Raw genomic sequence first — 14,858 nt, 5'->3', positions numbered from 1 at the left:
GAGTTGGGCCAGCCGGGTTCCGTCGACGAACCACCGCAGGACGAGGATCCCCTGCTTGAAGACGCCCAGGGCGCGGGTGTTCTTGCGGGTGCCGAGCCGGTCGCGGTGCTCGCGCAGGAGCCGGGCCAGGGTCTCGGCGGTCTCCCTGCCGACATCGAGCACGGCGGTGTAGGTGATACTGGTCAACGTGTGAAGCCTCTGGCCGTACGGAACTTGATTTTCGCAGACCTGTTCTTACCAGGGGCTTCACCCATATCTGACGGCGGGGCACTCGACGCGGTCCGGCTCACCCCGCACGCGGTCACGCACCGCAACCGTCACGTTGCCGAGAAGACCTCAGTGCACCACAGCATCGTCGCCGTACCGCTCGAATCTGATCGCCGGGTACTCCCGGACCAACCACGCGTCAAAGGCGTAGTGCATGAACAGATTCGACAACAACGGTGAAATAGCAGACCCTTGGGGAGTCCCCTTTTCCCGCCTGACGAGCGTTCCGTCGGGCTGTTGTACGGGGGCGACTAGCCACCGTTTCACGTACAGCAGAACCCACGGAAGATTGGTATGCCTTTCCACTGCCGCGTTGATGGGGCCGTGCGGCACGTTGTCGAAGAAGCCCTGGATGTCAAGGTCGATCACCCAAGGATGCCTCCAGCACCGCTGCTTGCACGTCTCCACCGCATCCAGCGCGGACCGCCTCGGGCGGTAGCCATACGAGTCCTGATGGAAGATCTGCTCCACCTCAGGCTCCAATGTCATAGCCACTACCGTCTGGGCGATCCTGTCGGCCACGGTCGGAACCCCAAGGCTCCGAATCCCACCGCCGGCTTTGGGAATATCAACCGCTCTCACGGGTGGAGGGAAGTAGCTTCCCGAGGACAGCCGGTTCCACAGCTTGTACAGGTTGTTCTTCTCATCCTGCTCAAACTCCGCTAAAGACTGCCCATCCACCCCAGCCGCTCCCCTGTTGGCCTTGACCTTCAGGTATGCGTTCCAGACCAGCCGCCTCGGAATATCAAACGGCTTGTCCGCTGGCCTTGTCTCGACCATCCGATTCCTCCCATCGCTGGTTGATCGCCGATCGACACCCAACAACACGTCCCCTTCGCTCCACCCCTATTACGGAGGTTTCATCACTACTACGGGACGTTCCGCCCTCCCGACGCGCGACCGGTACTCCGGCCCTCATGACTCTTCGCCACTTGCGCCTCTCCCTCTCGCGAGCCACGTCAACCCATGGATCGCGGTTTCGCGTCGAGGAGTTCTCCAGTTCCGTTGTGAAGCCCAGACTGAGCTCGCGCCACCTTCATGCCGGACACTGCCAGACCAGTAAACAGGTTCCCGTCTGGCTTGTCCCAGGACAGCATTGAGGCCCTGGTTTTGATGTCGTCTAAGCTTTACGACACGTCATCGGCGGTTCACTTGCGTTCGCCTTCTCAGCCCACACCTGCCATATTTAGTACGGCTTTTCCATGACGCTCACCACCACGGCTCATTCACCGCAGCAGCTCATGGTGGTTTGACACCTGCACCTGCATGCCGATGCCGAAGGACCTACCTTCATCTCCACAACAGCATGGCAACTGTTCGTTCCCGTCTTCTACATCAGAACCTCACAATCACCTTCTGGACACACCAACGCCATGGCAGAATCGTTCTTCGGGGCCTTGAAGAACGAGCGGGTTTCCCGCGTGACTTACCTGACCCGAGAGGCCGCCCGACAGGACATCACTCGATACATCGAACTCTGGTACAATCACAAGCGCCTCCACTCGGCTGTTGGTTACCGCCCGCCGCGAGAAGTCCACGCCGAATACACGGAGTTGCACATAGCCGCGTGAAATAGACGGTCAGCTCACTGTCCGGAAAACGCGAGGCCCCTCAGAGAGAGACCGTCTTACGACGCTGGCAGTCGTGCGGGGACGGCAGAGTGGCAGCCGGGAAGCAGTGACGGGTGAACAATCCTGCCCCTTGCAGAGGGGTGACTGGTCGCTCGCCGCCGCTCACACCCACCGCAGGGAATGTGCCATGGCGTCACACAGATCGCCCATGGGGCTGTCCGTGCCACTCAGTGGCATCGAGAAGGCCAAGTGGAAGTAGCCGGCGTCGCCGGGCATCCGGATGTGGAAGTCCAAAGTCGTCTCCCCCCGGACTTGGACTGTCCGGCCCGCGGGCAGGTCGATGATGTCGACGTCGGCCCCTGGGCCTCTGCGCTGGGCCAGCGCCCCGGCGAAGCCCTCGGGGGCCGGTGCCGCACCTCGGGGCATCGGGGGCCACGAGATCAGCAGGGAGGCGGGCAGATCCGAGGCCTCGGGCGACTCCGACCTGAGGAAGAACTCCAGAGCGCCACGGCTGCGACCGTTCTCGGCAGTGTTGCGCAAGGCGACCCACACGGTGCGTGCGGCCTCCGGAGGAGTTCGGCTGCCGGCGAACTCCCTGTCCACGTAGGTCTTCAGCTGACCGCGCCAGCGGTCCTGTGTGAGGTCGACACGGAACCAGTCACGGGGAACGAGGAGACGGTAGTCCGAGGGCGGAGCTTCGGGCACGGCGTCGGTCACGTGCCTGCCACCGAGGTGATGAGCGGGGAGCCGTCGGTGTGAAACAGGCGGATGCTGCTGACGATGTTGCCGAACATCGTGGAGAACATCTCCCAGCCGGGCAGGGTCGGCGTCGACATCTCCATCATGAGCGTGGTGCCGTGGGGAAGGGGAACATAGACGCGTATGTACGACGTCGGGAATGTGAACCCCTCTCCCGACTCCGTGAGTTCGCTGATGACCTTGTCGTCCCGCGTACCGATGTACGAAACGGCCGATCCGCACGGGAGCTCGATCCGGGACACCTCTCCGTCGTCCAGGCGGCGGAGGCTCGCGGTGATCGCTTTCGCCGCGTCCGACGCATCCGCAGCCTCCGGACTGTCGAGCAGGGCGGCGAACACCGTTGCGGTACAGGGGGTCTCGTCAATCGCCGTGACGCAGATACCGGCGTACTCGGCTCCCGCGGCCAGTAGTTCGTCAACACCCAGCGCACACGTGACCGCAAGCGCAGTCTGCGCCTCTTCACCGGCGCCCGGAAGCGCCTTTTCCACCAGTTCGCCCAGCAGCAGTACGGCCTCGTCGTCGTCCGCAGCGTGGATCGGAATGTCGTGGAAGATCTCCGGCATCACCCAGCGCACGTGAACGTCGTCCGCGTGCAGGGCGGTCGGGGCGGGCTGGGTGGGTACCAGCTCGCCGAGTTCGGTATGGGTCGTCACGACGACTGTTCCTTCTCGGGCACGGGACGGTCGGGCGCTTCGGAGAAGAACTTCCGCGAGGTGGCGTACATGCCGTAGTAGGGGTACAGACGCGGGATGTCGGCGCCGCCTCTGCGGGCGATTCCGACGATCTTGCGGTAGAGCCGGGCCCGGCAGCGCACGTTCCGTATGACGGGGTCGAGCAGAGTGCGGCGGCGCATGAGGTAGGCGCCAAGGACCAGGGCTCCGACGATCAGCGCATCCACGACGATGAAGGCGATTTGGAACTGGCGTGTCTTCTGGGATGCAACCAGGTCCCAGAAGGGCCAGGCGCCCAAACCGAAGATGAACAGCGGGATGACGAACAGGCAGCCGAGGAGACCGGCCTTCGCCGTGTCCTCCCGCCGCTGGAACAGCATCCAGTGCACGGCACTGTCGTCGAGGAAGTCGAAGCGGACCTCCCGCCCGTAGGCCTCCGCCGCTGCTCTGGCCTCGGGAACAGCGGCGATGACGGATGAGGAGACCATGTTGTGGACGGTCCCCTGATCGTCGACGAACTCCCCGAACTTCAGGGCGTGGTAATCACTCACGGGTCGTCCTCCTTACGCAGCAGGCGCCAGAGCCGTGTGGAACGACTTCGACGACGGCTTCGGACTCGGTTGCGGCGACGGCGACGGCGTGGGCGCCGGGACCATGACTGGCGGCTTGACCCTGCGGGGCGAGTCGCCGACCTCATCGAACTTGTTCTTGATCCTTACGACGCTCTGCACCCCGAGGTTGGCCAAGGACGCGCCCTTGATGTAGCGCGTGACGAGTTCCGGATCGAAACCGTTCGCCGGCAGCTTCACCTTGGTGATGCCCTTGCTGCTCAGGTATTTGGAAGCCCAGACGACACCCTTGTTGAAGTTCTTCACGGCGAAGCCATTGGTGAAACCGGCCCAGACGGCTCTCTGCGCGGTGAGCAGGCGCGCCCCCTTCGCCGCCGCGGTGAGGCCCTTCAGTGCGCCGAGACCCGGGATGATGCCCAGTACGTCCAAGCCGATCTTCAGCAGATCGAGCTTCCCGCCCCGCGCGAAGACGTCGTAGAGACGTCCTGTCAGGGCCGTGGCGCTGGCGAGAGCGGCGAGGCCCACGAGGATGACGGCTGCTATTCCACCGGTCAGGACCACAGCCGCCACCAGAGCCGCGACCGCCAGCACCGTCGCGGCTGCGGAGAACCAGTCCGCGTGGTCCGCGATCCAGTTCATGATTCCACCCGGGTCACGGACACCGTCGTGGTGGATCACGTTCTTGATCTTCCTGGCGGCGCGGTTCGCCGCGTCGTCGCGGATCTCCTTCGCCCGCTCGATCTTGTGGCGTGCCTGCGCCATGAGAAGTGCGGCATCGTCACGCTTCTTGCCCTGCTTGGTGCGTTCGGTGCTGTCCTTGCTACTGGATGGCACCGTCCTCTCGAGGGGCTCCAGCACCTTGAGTGCAGCCTTGTGATCCACTTCGGCGGCACGGAATTCTTCCAGGCCCTTGTCCGCCATGCGCTGCGCACGGTGGAGTTCGCTGGCGTACTCCGGTGCCTCTCCGTCGCCCTCCTGGACCTTGGTGCCCATCGCGACCGCCGCCTCGTCGTAGCGGTCGTACGCCCTCTTCAGACGGCCGGACGTGTCACCCGCGATCTCGTGGAAGGCCCGGCCGGCGTCGCTGTCCCAACCGTCGACCGATGCAAGAGCCTTGATATTCCGGGCCTGCTTGTCGATCTCGTCGGCCATGCCGCGCAGCCTCTTGCCGAGACGTGCCACCTCGTAGGGGTCTCCAGGCACCGGATCGGAGTCGTACATGGGTGACCAGTCCTTCGGACGGGCTGTCACTGCTACTTCTCCTTCTTTCCGCTCTTTTTGGCATCCCGGAGCGCGTTCGCAAGTTCGTGATCGATGTCCTCGTACGCCTTGGCCGCGTTCGCGGTGTATTTGGCGAGGTTCTCGATGTCTTCCATAAGTTTTTTGCGGTTCTTCTTCCATGTCTGGGAGAAGTCGTCGAATATGTCGCGCAGCTTGTCGCTGCCCAGCGCTTCGCCGTACTCGTCGGCAGGGTTGCCGTTGTCCTTGAACTCCCGGTGCATCCGGTAGAGCGAGTCCGAGCAGTCCTTGATCAGGTCAAGGTCGTACCGAGTTCTGTCTGCCACCCGTTCAGGCTCTCTTCCTCAGGGGGCCATGCCGTCCGGGCGCGGCGGAGCATGGCCAGGGCCATTCCCTGGATGCCGCGCCGCGCCCGAACAACGTGGTGGCCGCCGACGTCACTAGCCCTTCGCGCTCTTCGCCAGCTGCTCGTCCAGGTCCTCGTAGGCCTGCTTGGCCTTCTTCAGGAACTCGGACATGCCCTCCAGTCCCTCCATGGCCTTCTTCGCACCCTTGGTGAAGTCCTTGAAGGACTCCTCGAAGGCGGACGAGCCCTTCTGGGTGGTGTAGCCGTTCTCCACGAGCGCCTTGATGCGGTCGTCGATGGTGTCGAGTTCGCCGTGCAGCCGGTTCATGTCCTTCAGAAGCTTGCCGGCTTCCTTGTCCATCTCGGCATAAGTGATGTCTGCGTCTTTGCCCTTGCCGGCCATGACGCTCCCTCCCGTTTTCGTTCGTCGCGGGGCCTTCCCCCGGCGCTCGTCGGGATCGTCGACCGCTCGGCGCCGACCATCCGCGTGAGCAAAGATCTTACGGGTGTGGCTGTTGGGATCCCAGGGTGTTGTGCGAGCGGAGCGTGAACCGGTGCACATCCCGCTGTCACACGGTGTGCCTGGCCAACTAAGGTCACTTCCACCGTGTTCAGCGTTCCGGGGGGAGGCCTCGGGCCAACGAGGAGGACGCACGTGCGCCTGAGCCTGACCGTCGTCGACCCGGCTGCTGGAGCCACCGCCGACGTGGTGCTCGACGCGGACCCGGAGTCGTCGGTGGGTGACATCACACGGGAGTTGGCGCGGCACGTCGGACTGGGCGGCAGCGGGCAGGTCGTCCCCATCGGGGGCCACCGGGGGACCGGTGGGGCGCTACAGGCCTTCGTCGACGGTTACCCGCTGGATCCGGCCGCCACCGTTGTCGAGTCGCCGCTGCGCGAAGGTGCCGTCGTCAGTCTGCACGATCCGGCCGGCTGCGTCTTCGGGGAGCCGACCGGAGTGGTGGAGTTCCGCGTCGCCGGCGGTCCCGCGGCGGGCTCGGTGCACCGGCTGGGCGTCGGGCGGTACGACATCGGCAGCGGCCCGGCCGCACACCTGCGCATCGACGATCCCGAACTGGCCTCGCGGGCCGGGACGTTGTCGATCGCCATGGACGGCACCTGCAAGGTCACCGTGCACACGGAGAGCGGTAGAGCATCCGGCGGGGAAAGCGCGTCCGGCAAGGAGCGAGGGAGCGACAGGATTTCGGGGGACGGCAAGGAGGGCGGCGGGGACGACTCGTCCACCGCCCGGCTCGACGGTGAGCCCCTCGAAGGTGACGACTGGCCCCTGGGGTCTCAACTGGCAATCGGAAACAGCCTGTTCGACCTCATCGCGTATCTCCCTCCGGATGCCGCCCTGAAGTGGTCCGAGGACGGCACAGGTCTCGACTACAACCGTCCTCCTCGGCTGCGACCCGCCGAGCGTCAGACCCGGTTCCGTCTGCCGTCGCCGCCCGGTGACTTCGAAGCGCGGCCGTTGCCCTGGCTGATGGCGCTCTTCCCACTGGTCGGTGCCGTGGTCGCGGTCATGATCTTCGGACGCTGGTACTACATGATCATGGCCCTGCTGAGCCCGATCATGCTCTTCGGCAACTACTTCATGGACAAGAAGCACGGCCGGAAGTCGCACGCCAAGCAGATGAAGGAGTACAAGGAGACCAAGAAGCGGATCGAGAAGGACGCCGAGGACGCTCTGGTCACCGAACGGTCGGACCGGCGCCAGGCCGTTCCCGATCCGGCCGCCGTGTTGTCCTTCGGCACCGGCCCCCGCACCCGGCTGTGGGAGCGGCGGCGTACCGACGCCGACCACCTGCTGCTGCGCGTGGGAACCGGCCGGGTCCGCTCCGAAGTCGTCCTCGACGACCCGGAGCAGGACGACCACAAGCGCGAGGTCACCTGGCGGATGGAGGACGCGCCGGTGGCGCTGCCGCTCAAGGATCTCGGGGTCGTCGGCATCGCCGGTCCCGGCGAGTCCGCACAGGCTCTCGGACGCTGGGCCGTGGCGCAGACCGCGGTGCTGCACAGTCCCATGGACGTGCAGTTCTACGTACTGACCGAGCAGGGGGCGCACACGCGCTGGGACTGGACGCGCTGGCTCCCGCACGCGCGTCCCTCGGGCGGGCAGGACGTCAACGTCCTGATCGGTACGGACTCCGAGACAGTGGGTTCCCGGGTCGGTGAACTGACTCAGCTGCTCGACGCGCGGCAGAAGGCGTTGAAGGAGGGTGGCCGCCGCGACGGCCCGGCGTTCTCCGACCCCGACATCGTGGTCGTCTGGGACGGGTCCCGTCGGCTGCGTTCGCTGCCCGGTGTGGTCCGGCTGCTGCGCGAAGGGCCGGCCGTCGCCATGTACGCGATCTGTCTGGACGCCGAGGAACGTTTCCTGCCCGGGGAGTGCCAGGGCGTCGTCGTCGCCGAGCCGCGACGGACCGGGGGCACCGCGAACACCGCCGGCACCGCCCAGGCCAAGGCGGCGCAACCTGCCGTCGGCGGGTTTCCCTCCTTCCACGCCTGGCACCAGGCCGCCCCCCAGCCCCAGGAGAGCGCACCCGAGGACCTCGAACTCCGGCTTCGGGTGGAGCAGAGCGGCGCCCGTCGGCTGACCGGTGTCCGGCCCGATTTCGTCTCCGCCGGCTGGTGCGCGCGGCTGGCCCGGTCGATGTCCCCGCTGCGCGACATCAGCGGCGAGACGGAGGACTCCGCGCTGCCCGCCGCGAGCCGCCTGCTCGACGTCCTGCAGCTCGAGCCCCCGACGAGCGACGCCGTCGCCGCCCGCTGGCGTATGGGCGGCCAGTCGACGATGGCCGTGATCGGCGAGTCCTACGACGGTCCGTTCGGCATCGACATGCGCAAGGACGGCCCGCACGGCCTGATCGCCGGTACCACCGGTTCGGGTAAGTCGGAGCTGCTCCAGACCATCGTGGCGGCGCTCGCGGTGGCGAACACGCCGGAGAACATGACCTTCGTCCTCGTCGACTACAAGGGCGGCTCCGCGTTCAAGGACTGCGTGAAACTGCCGCACACCGTCGGCATGGTCACCGACCTGGACGCCCACCTCGTCGAGCGGGCCCTGGAGTCGCTGGGCGCCGAGCTGAAGCGGCGCGAGCACATCCTGGCCGACGCGGACGCCAAGGACATCGAGGACTACCAGGACCTTGTACGACGGGACCCCTCGCACGCGCCTGTGCCCCGGCTCCTCATCGTCATCGACGAGTTCGCGTCGATGGTGCGCGACCTGCCCGACTTCGTGACCGGACTCGTGAACATCGCGCAGCGAGGGCGGTCCCTCGGTATTCACCTGCTGCTCGCGACACAGCGGCCCAGCGGCGTCGTCTCCCCCGAGATCCGCGCCAACACGAACCTCCGTATCGCGCTGCGCGTGACGGACGCCGGGGAGTCCTCGGACGTCATCGACGCACCGGAGGCCGGGCACATCTCGAAGAGCACGCCCGGCCGGGCGTACGTACGCCTTGGTCACGCCTCCCTCGTCCCGTTCCAGTCCGGCCGTGTGGGAGGGCGGCGCCCCGGCGCGGCGGATCCGCAGGCGCTGGCACCCTGGGCGGGTGAGCTGGCCTGGGAGGACCTGGGACGGCAGGCGTTGCGCAAACCCAAGACGGAAACCCGCGAGGACGACGAGATCACCGACCTCAAGGTCCTCGTGGACGCCGTACGGGACGCCAACCACGTACTCGGCATTCCGGCTCAGCACTCCCCGTGGCTGCCCGCCCTGGAGGAGAGCCTGCAGCTGGACGATGTTCCCGCGGTACGCCCCCGAGGTGCGCTGCCCGCTGCCCCGTACGGTGTGGAGGACCTGCCCGGCGAGCAGGCCCGGCGTCCGGTGTCCGTGGACTTCGCCACCTTCGGTCATCTGCTGGTCGGCGGCGCCCCCCGTACCGGCCGCTCGCAGCTGCTGCGGACCATCGCCGGTTCCCTGGCCCATACGCTCTCGTGCGCCGATGTCCACCTGTACGGCATCGACTGCGGCAACGGCGCCCTCAACGCGCTGACCCGGCTGCCGCACTGCGGCGCGGTCGTCGGCCGTAACCAGCTGGAGCGTGTCGTCCGGTTGTTCACCCGTCTGAGCACTGAACTCACGCGCCGCCAGGACCTGCTCGCCGAAAGCGGCTTCGCCGACATCGGGGAGCAGCGTGCCGCCGTCACCGAGGAGGAGCGGCTGCCGCACATCGTGCTGCTGCTGGACCGCTGGGAGGGCTGGCTGCCCACCCTGGGCGACTACAACCACGGTGACCTGACCGACCAGCTGATGACCATGATGCGTGAGGGTGCGAGCGTCGGTCTCCACGTCGTGATCACCGGTGACCGGCAGGTCCTGGCGGGACGCATCTCCTCGCTCACCGAGGACAAGTACGGTCTGCGCCTCGCGGACCGCGGCGACTTCTCCATGCTGGACATCAGCTCCCGCAAGGTGCCCGAGGAGATCCCGCCGGGGCGTGCCTTCCGCAACGAGACCGCCACGGAGACACAGTTCGCGCTGCTCTCCGAGGACACCACCGGCCAGGGGCAGGCAGCGGCCCTGGTCGCGATCGGCGAGGCCGCCACCGCCCGCGACACCGACGTCCCCCGTTCCCGCCGTCCGTTCCGGGTCGACGTCCTGCCGAGCCGGATCTCCTTCGCCGATGCCTGGGCCATGCGCGACACGGACACGAGCGGATCGCGGCTGTGGGCTGTGGTGGGTGTCGGCGGTGACGAGCTCACCGCCTTCGGCCCCGACCTCGGGCAGGGCGTCCCGGCGTTCGTGATCGGCGGCCCCGCCAAGTCCGGGCGCAGCACGGTGCTGATGAACTTCGCCCGGTCGTATCTCGCCCGGGGCGTCCGTCTCGTCGTCGCCGCTCCCCGCCCGTCACCACTGCGGGAACTCGATGGCTGCGAAGGCGTGTTGAAGGTCTTCACCGGCCGTGACATCGACGAGGACGAACTGGAGGAGACCGTCTCGTCCGCCAAGCCCGAGGATCCGGTCGTCGTCCTCGTCGACGACGCCGAGGTACTGGACGACTGCGACGCCGAGGACGTCTTCAAACGGATCGTGGAGCGTGGCGGCGAGGAGGGGCTCGCCGTCGTCATCGCCGGTGACGAGGAGGAGATCTGTGACGGCTTCTCCGGCTGGCAGGTCGACGCGAAGAAGGCGCGCCGCGGCATCCTGTTGTCGCCGCAGGACTCGTCCGCCGGCGATCTGATCGGTATCCGTACGACGCGGAGCATGGTCGGTGGCCAGATCTCACCGGGCAAGGGGATGCTGCACCTGGGCAGCGGCGAGCACCAGACGGTCACGACTCCGATGTGACGTCCCGTATGACGTCACATGTGACGCGTGGGCCCCGGATCCGGGGATCGCCGGATCCGGGGCCCGTCCGTGCCGTCGCTCGTGGTGTCGTACGGCGGGCAGGGCGTAGACCTCGGATCCGTGTGACGGAGACCGGGAGCCTGCCGGGAGGGGGCGGGCGGTGGCCTCCGGCCGGCTCGGTCGGCGGGTGCGGGTGCGGGTCCCGGGGCCGTGGGCTCGTCGGCGTCGAGCGGCCTCATGGAGTCGGTCCCGTGCGCCCGCCCGCCCCTCCCCCCGCGCACCCGTACCGGGCGCCTTCAGCAGGGCAGTGGGCGGCCCTCGCGTCCTCACGGCTGCAGCAGGTCGACCTTCACGTCCGCCGCGAAGCCCGTCGTCGGTCCCACCCGGCGCGCGAACTCCTCGACCGCCGCCAGCTGCGGCGGGCCGAAGCTGAAGTCGAGGGTGGTGAAGTACTGGGCCAGCGTCCTCTCGTCGAAGGCCTCCCAGCGGGACGCCTGCTCGGCGACCTTGCCGACTTCCTCCAGGGAGAGGTCGCGGGAGGCGAGGAAGGCCTCGTGCACCTTCCGGGTGAGGACCGGCTCGCGCTCCAGGTAGTCGCGGCGCGCCGCCCAGACGGCGAAGACGAACGGCAGCCCCGTCCACTCCTTCCACAGCGTGCCCAGGTCGTGCACGTCGAGCCCGAAGCGGGGGCCGTCGATCATGGTCGCGCGCAGGGCGGCGTCGCCGATGAGCACGGCCGCGTCGGCCTCCTGCATCATCTGGCTGAGGTCGGGCGGGCACATGTAGTAGTCGGGCTGGACGCCGAACCGCTCGGCCAGCAGGAGCTGGGCGAGGCGGACGGACGTGCGCGAGGTCGACCCGAGGGCGACGCGGGCGCCGTCCAGGCGGTCCAGCGGGACCTGCGAGACGATCACGCACGACATCACCGGGCCGTCGCAGCCGACGGCGATGTCGGGGAAGGCGACCAGCTGGTCGGCGTGCTTGAGGAACTCGACCAGGGTGATCGGCCCGATGTCGAGATCTCCCTGCACGAGTTTCTCGCTGAGCTTCTCGGGGGTGTCCTTCGACAGCTCGAAGTCGAGGAGAGTGCCCGTTCTCGCAAGCCCCCAGTAGAGGGGCATGCAGTTCAGGAACTGAATGTGTCCGACGCGCGGCCGGGTGCGAGGATGGTCCACATCGCGAGGCTAGCCCTCGTCCCGCGGAGCGGACTCCCCGGGCCCGGTATCGCCCCGATGCGCGACGCGGAAGTGAACATTCAAACATTCGGGTGACGTGATCTTGACCTCTATTGCGCGCGGGCGGTCGCGTGCTAGGCTCGTCCGCAAGTTGCAGTTTGGTTTCCCTTGCAGTACAGAGCCTGCGGAGCATGTGACCGCGGGCTCTCGTCGTTCTCAGACGGATGCGATTGTGCAGAATTGGTCTTCACACTTGCTGGGTTCTGGAGCAGGGCAACCCTTTGGGCCCAAGGAGGGCTTATGGCTACCGGAACCGTGAAGTGGTTCAACGCCGAAAAGGGCTTTGGTTTCATCGCCCAGGAAGGCGGAGGCCCCGACGTCTTCGTCCACTACTCCGCGATCAACGCGAGCGGCTTCCGCTCGCTCGAAGAGAACCAGCAGGTGTCCTTCGACGTCACGCAGGGCCCCAAGGGCCCGCAGGCGGAGAACGTCACCCCGGTCTGATCCTCTCCGATCCGGGAACGACCAGCAGTACCCAAGGAGCCCCCCGCCGTCAGGCGAGAGGGGCTCCTGCCTTTTCTCCGTGGAACCGTCATGGAACCCGCCGTGGAAGGTGATCGCGGCTAGGCTCCGCGCCCATGACGGACGCCACTGCCACCACCGCCCCGGATCCCGGCCCGGACCACATCGCCGCCACCCGCGCCTTCTACGACGCCGTCGCCGAGGACTACACCGACCGCTTCCGCGACGTTTTCGCCGCCCAGCCCGTGGAGCTGGCACTGCTCGCCGGACTCGTCGAAGCGGCGAGCGGTACTGGGACCAGCACCGGCACCGGCCTCAGCGGGACGAGCGGCACCGGCGGCAGGGTCGCCGACCTCGGATGCGGCCCCGGATGGGTGACGGCCCACCTGGCCTCCTGCGGGCTGGACGTCTTCGGCCTCGACCTGTCGGAATCGATGCTCAGGGTCGCCCGCCGCGAGAACCCCGGTCTGCGGTTCGAGCAGGGTTCGATGCTGGATCCGGGCATCCCGGACGGCACGCTGGACGGTGTCGTCTCGTGGTACTCGAGCATCCACGTCCCGCAGGACGACCTGCCGGCGCTCTTCGCCGGATTCCGCCGGCTCCTGGTGCCCGGGGGTCATCTGCTGCTCGCCTTCCAGGCCGGCGAGAAAACCCTCCGCGTCGAACGCCCCTTCGGTCACCCGGTCGTCCTGGACTTCCAGCGGCGCCGCCCGGACCGGATGGCCGACGCCCTGGAGAGGGCCGGGTTCACCCTCGTGCTGCGCTCCGAGCGGGCCGCGGACGAGGAACAGGGCGAGTCGACACCCCAGGCGTTCCTCATCGCCCGCCGACCGCGCGCCGACCACTCAGTCCCCTCCACCACCGATCACGGCACCACCGGTCACCGCACCACCGGTCACTCCACGGCCGGTCACTCCACGGCCCCCCGCTCATGAACTCGGGTACAGCCCCTCCACCTCCTCCGCGAAGTCGCGCAGGATCGCGTCGCGGCGGAGCTTCATGGACGGGGTCAGATGGCCCGCGTCCTCCCGGAAGTCGACGGGGAGGACGGTGAAGCGGCGGATGGACTCGCGGCGGGAGAGCATCTTGTTGGCCTCGTCGACCGCGCGTTGCAGGACCGCGCGCAGTTCCTCGTCGTCGACCAGGAGCTCGGCCGGGACCGGATGCTTGCCGTTCATGCGGCGCCAGTGGGTGATGCCGTCGGGGTCGAGGGTGATCAGGGCGGAGACGTAGGGGCGGCGGTCGCCCAGGATCATGCACTGGGAGATCAGGGGGTGCGAGCGGAGCCAGTTCTCCAGCGGGGCGGGGGCGACGCTCTTGCCGCCCGCCGTGATCAGCATCTTCTTCTTGCAGCCGGTGATGGTCAGGTAGCCCTCGTCGTCCAGTTCGCCGATGTCACCGGTCGCGAGCCAGCCGTCGCGTTCCGCGGGGAGGACCCCGCCGGCCCGGGGGTCCCAGTAGCCGCGCAGGACGTGCTCGCCCGCGACGAGGATCTCGCCGTCGGCCGCGATACGGATCCTGGTGCCGGGCAGCGGCCAGCCCACCGTGCCGAGCCGGGGCCTCAGCGGGGGCGTCACCGTCGACGCGGCGGTGGTCTCGGTGAGGCCGTAGCCCTCGAAGATCTCGATGCCCGCGCCGGTGTAGAACGCGCTCAGGTCGCGGCCGAGCGGGGAGCCGCCGCAGATGGCGTAGCGGACCCTGCCTCCCATGGCGTTGCGGATACGGCGGTAGACCAGGGGGTCGTAGAAGGCGCGGGCGACCTTCTGGGGCCCGCTCGGGCCGGGGCCCGTACCGGTGTGGCGGGTGTCGACGGCCTCGCCGTAGCGGCGGGCCACCGAGGCCGCGCGGTCGAAGGCGGCCTCGCCCTCCCCCTCGACATCACGGCCGCCGACGCGGGCGCCCGGATCGCCGAGGCACTGCCCGACGGCCTGGACGTCCTCGTCCGCAACGCGGGCATCACCCGTGACCGGCGGCTGGCCCGCATGCCCGCCGAGCGCTGGGCCCCGGTGCTGGAGGTGAACCTGGCGAGCGTGCTGCGCACCACCGACGCGCTGCTCGCCGCCGGCACCCTGAAGCGGGGCGGGCGGATCGTGGCGACGGGGTCCCTCACCGGGATCGCCGGCAACACGGGCCAGACGAACTACGGGGCCTCCAAGGCAGGCGTCGTCGGGCTGGTCCGCGCCCTCGCCCCGCGCGCGGCCACCGAGCACGGGGTGACGGTGAACGCGGTCGCCCCCGGATTCATCGAGACGCAGATGACGGCGGCGGTCCCGCTGTTCCTCCGCGAGGCGGGCCGGCGCATGAACTCCCTGTCCCAGGGCGGCCTTCCCGTCGATGTCGCCGAGACCACCGCCTGGTTCGCCCACCCGGCCTCGGGCGCGGTCAACGGGCAGGTCGTACGGGTCTGCGGCCAGAGCCTGCTGGGAACGTGACCACG

Annotated in this window: 13 protein-coding genes and 2 pseudogenes; 5 read left to right on the top strand and 10 right to left on the bottom strand. The window is 68.0% G+C overall.

The window, feature by feature from the left end; genetic code table 11:
- Both TU30_RS31115 and TU30_RS31110 read right to left on the bottom strand, forming a co-directional pair.
- Window positions 1–186, bottom strand: a pseudogene (locus TU30_RS31115) (IS5/IS1182 family transposase); the annotation flags it as partial.
- 150 nt (window positions 187–336) lie between these two features.
- Window positions 337–1,047, bottom strand: a complete 711-nt coding sequence (locus tag TU30_RS31110) for a reverse transcriptase domain-containing protein (RefSeq protein ID WP_042176579.1) — start codon at window positions 1,045–1,047, stop codon at window positions 337–339.
- Between the two features lie 476 nt (window positions 1,048–1,523).
- On the opposite strand from TU30_RS31110, the gene TU30_RS38470 reads away from it, so the two are divergent.
- Window positions 1,524–1,838, top strand: a complete 315-nt coding sequence (locus tag TU30_RS38470) for an integrase core domain-containing protein (RefSeq protein ID WP_370626741.1) — start codon at window positions 1,524–1,526, stop codon at window positions 1,836–1,838.
- 162 nt (window positions 1,839–2,000) lie between these two features.
- Here TU30_RS38470 and TU30_RS31105 read toward each other — a convergent pair whose 3' ends face one another.
- From TU30_RS31105 to TU30_RS31080, 6 genes are all read right to left on the bottom strand, one after another.
- Complete coding sequence (locus tag TU30_RS31105) at window positions 2,001–2,555, bottom strand: hypothetical protein (RefSeq protein ID WP_042176553.1); 555 nt, start codon at window positions 2,553–2,555, stop codon at window positions 2,001–2,003.
- Window positions 2,552–3,250, bottom strand: a complete 699-nt coding sequence (locus TU30_RS31100) for a hypothetical protein (RefSeq protein WP_052479978.1) — start codon at window positions 3,248–3,250, stop codon at window positions 2,552–2,554. The genes TU30_RS31105 and TU30_RS31100 overlap by 4 nt, the downstream gene beginning before the upstream one ends.
- Window positions 3,247–3,819: a hypothetical protein gene (locus tag TU30_RS31095; protein ID WP_052479977.1), complete on the bottom strand. Its 573-nt coding sequence runs from the start codon at window positions 3,817–3,819 to the stop codon at window positions 3,247–3,249. Before TU30_RS31095 ends, TU30_RS31100 begins: the two co-directional genes overlap by 4 nt.
- A gap of 12 nt (window positions 3,820–3,831) precedes the next feature.
- The gene (locus TU30_RS31090) at window positions 3,832–5,058 is read right to left on the bottom strand and encodes a putative T7SS-secreted protein (RefSeq protein WP_234308041.1); all 1,227 of its coding nucleotides are present in this window, start codon (window positions 5,056–5,058) and stop codon (window positions 3,832–3,834) included.
- 32 nt (window positions 5,059–5,090) lie between these two features.
- Complete coding sequence (locus TU30_RS31085; protein ID WP_042176549.1) at window positions 5,091–5,402, bottom strand: hypothetical protein; 312 nt, start codon at window positions 5,400–5,402, stop codon at window positions 5,091–5,093.
- Between the two features lie 114 nt (window positions 5,403–5,516).
- A complete protein-coding gene (locus tag TU30_RS31080) occupies window positions 5,517–5,825 on the bottom strand; it encodes a WXG100 family type VII secretion target (RefSeq protein ID WP_042176546.1) in 309 nt (102 codons plus the stop codon).
- Between the two features lie 252 nt (window positions 5,826–6,077).
- Between TU30_RS31080 and TU30_RS31075 the strand changes: the two genes are divergently transcribed.
- Window positions 6,078–10,724, top strand: coding sequence for an FtsK/SpoIIIE domain-containing protein (locus tag TU30_RS31075; RefSeq protein WP_042176544.1), 4,647 nt, complete (start codon window positions 6,078–6,080; stop codon window positions 10,722–10,724).
- A gap of 326 nt (window positions 10,725–11,050) precedes the next feature.
- Here the strand turns inward: TU30_RS31075 and TU30_RS31070 are convergent, their stop codons facing one another.
- Entirely contained in the window at window positions 11,051–11,899 is an 849-nt protein-coding gene (locus TU30_RS31070; RefSeq protein WP_042176542.1) for a menaquinone biosynthetic enzyme MqnA/MqnD family protein, read from the bottom strand.
- A 300-nt stretch (window positions 11,900–12,199) separates the two neighbouring features.
- Here TU30_RS31070 and TU30_RS31065 point away from each other — a divergent pair, with 300 nt between their 5' ends.
- Together TU30_RS31065 and TU30_RS31060 are read left to right on the top strand one after the other, a co-directional pair.
- Window positions 12,200–12,403 (top strand): cold-shock protein, encoded by a 204-nt coding sequence (locus TU30_RS31065; RefSeq protein ID WP_003992177.1) that lies wholly within the window; start codon window positions 12,200–12,202, stop codon window positions 12,401–12,403.
- 134 nt (window positions 12,404–12,537) lie between these two features.
- A complete protein-coding gene (locus tag TU30_RS31060) occupies window positions 12,538–13,356 on the top strand; it encodes a class I SAM-dependent methyltransferase (RefSeq protein WP_063837671.1) in 819 nt (272 codons plus the stop codon).
- Here the strand turns inward: TU30_RS31060 and TU30_RS34980 are convergent.
- A complete protein-coding gene (locus TU30_RS34980) occupies window positions 13,351–14,130 on the bottom strand; it encodes an AMP-binding protein (RefSeq protein ID WP_370626740.1) in 780 nt (259 codons plus the stop codon). The genes TU30_RS31060 and TU30_RS34980 overlap by 6 nt on opposite strands.
- Window positions 14,131–14,193: 63 nt before the next feature.
- Here TU30_RS34980 and TU30_RS37835 point away from each other — a divergent pair.
- Window positions 14,194–14,853: pseudogene (locus TU30_RS37835) on the top strand (SDR family oxidoreductase); the annotation flags it as partial.
- Between the last annotated feature and the right edge of the window lie 5 nt (window positions 14,854–14,858).

This window comes from Streptomyces sp. NBRC 110035, from assembly GCF_000829695.1.
Classification (GTDB): domain Bacteria; phylum Actinomycetota; class Actinomycetes; order Streptomycetales; family Streptomycetaceae; genus Streptomyces.
The sequence above is the reverse complement of the archived record's forward strand: the minus strand, read 5'-3'. Positions and strand labels throughout refer to the sequence as shown.

What these genes read in the sequence shown, in the direction of transcription:
- TU30_RS31060 (WP_063837671.1), top strand. Translation starts at nt 12,538, where the DNA reads ATGACGGACGCCACTGCCACCACCGCCCCGGATCCCGGCCCGGACCAC.
- TU30_RS31065 (WP_003992177.1), top strand. Translation starts at nt 12,200, where the DNA reads ATGGCTACCGGAACCGTGAAGTGGTTCAACGCCGAAAAGGGCTTTGGT.
- TU30_RS31080 (WP_042176546.1), bottom strand. Translation starts at nt 5,825, where the DNA reads ATGGCCGGCAAGGGCAAAGACGCAGACATCACTTATGCCGAGATGGAC.
- TU30_RS31110 (WP_042176579.1), bottom strand. Translation starts at nt 1,047, where the DNA reads ATGGTCGAGACAAGGCCAGCGGACAAGCCGTTTGATATTCCGAGGCGG.
- TU30_RS31090 (WP_234308041.1), bottom strand. Translation starts at nt 5,058, where the DNA reads ATGTACGACTCCGATCCGGTGCCTGGAGACCCCTACGAGGTGGCACGT.
- TU30_RS34980 (WP_370626740.1), bottom strand. Translation starts at nt 14,130, where the DNA reads ATGGGAGGCAGGGTCCGCTACGCCATCTGCGGCGGCTCCCCGCTCGGC.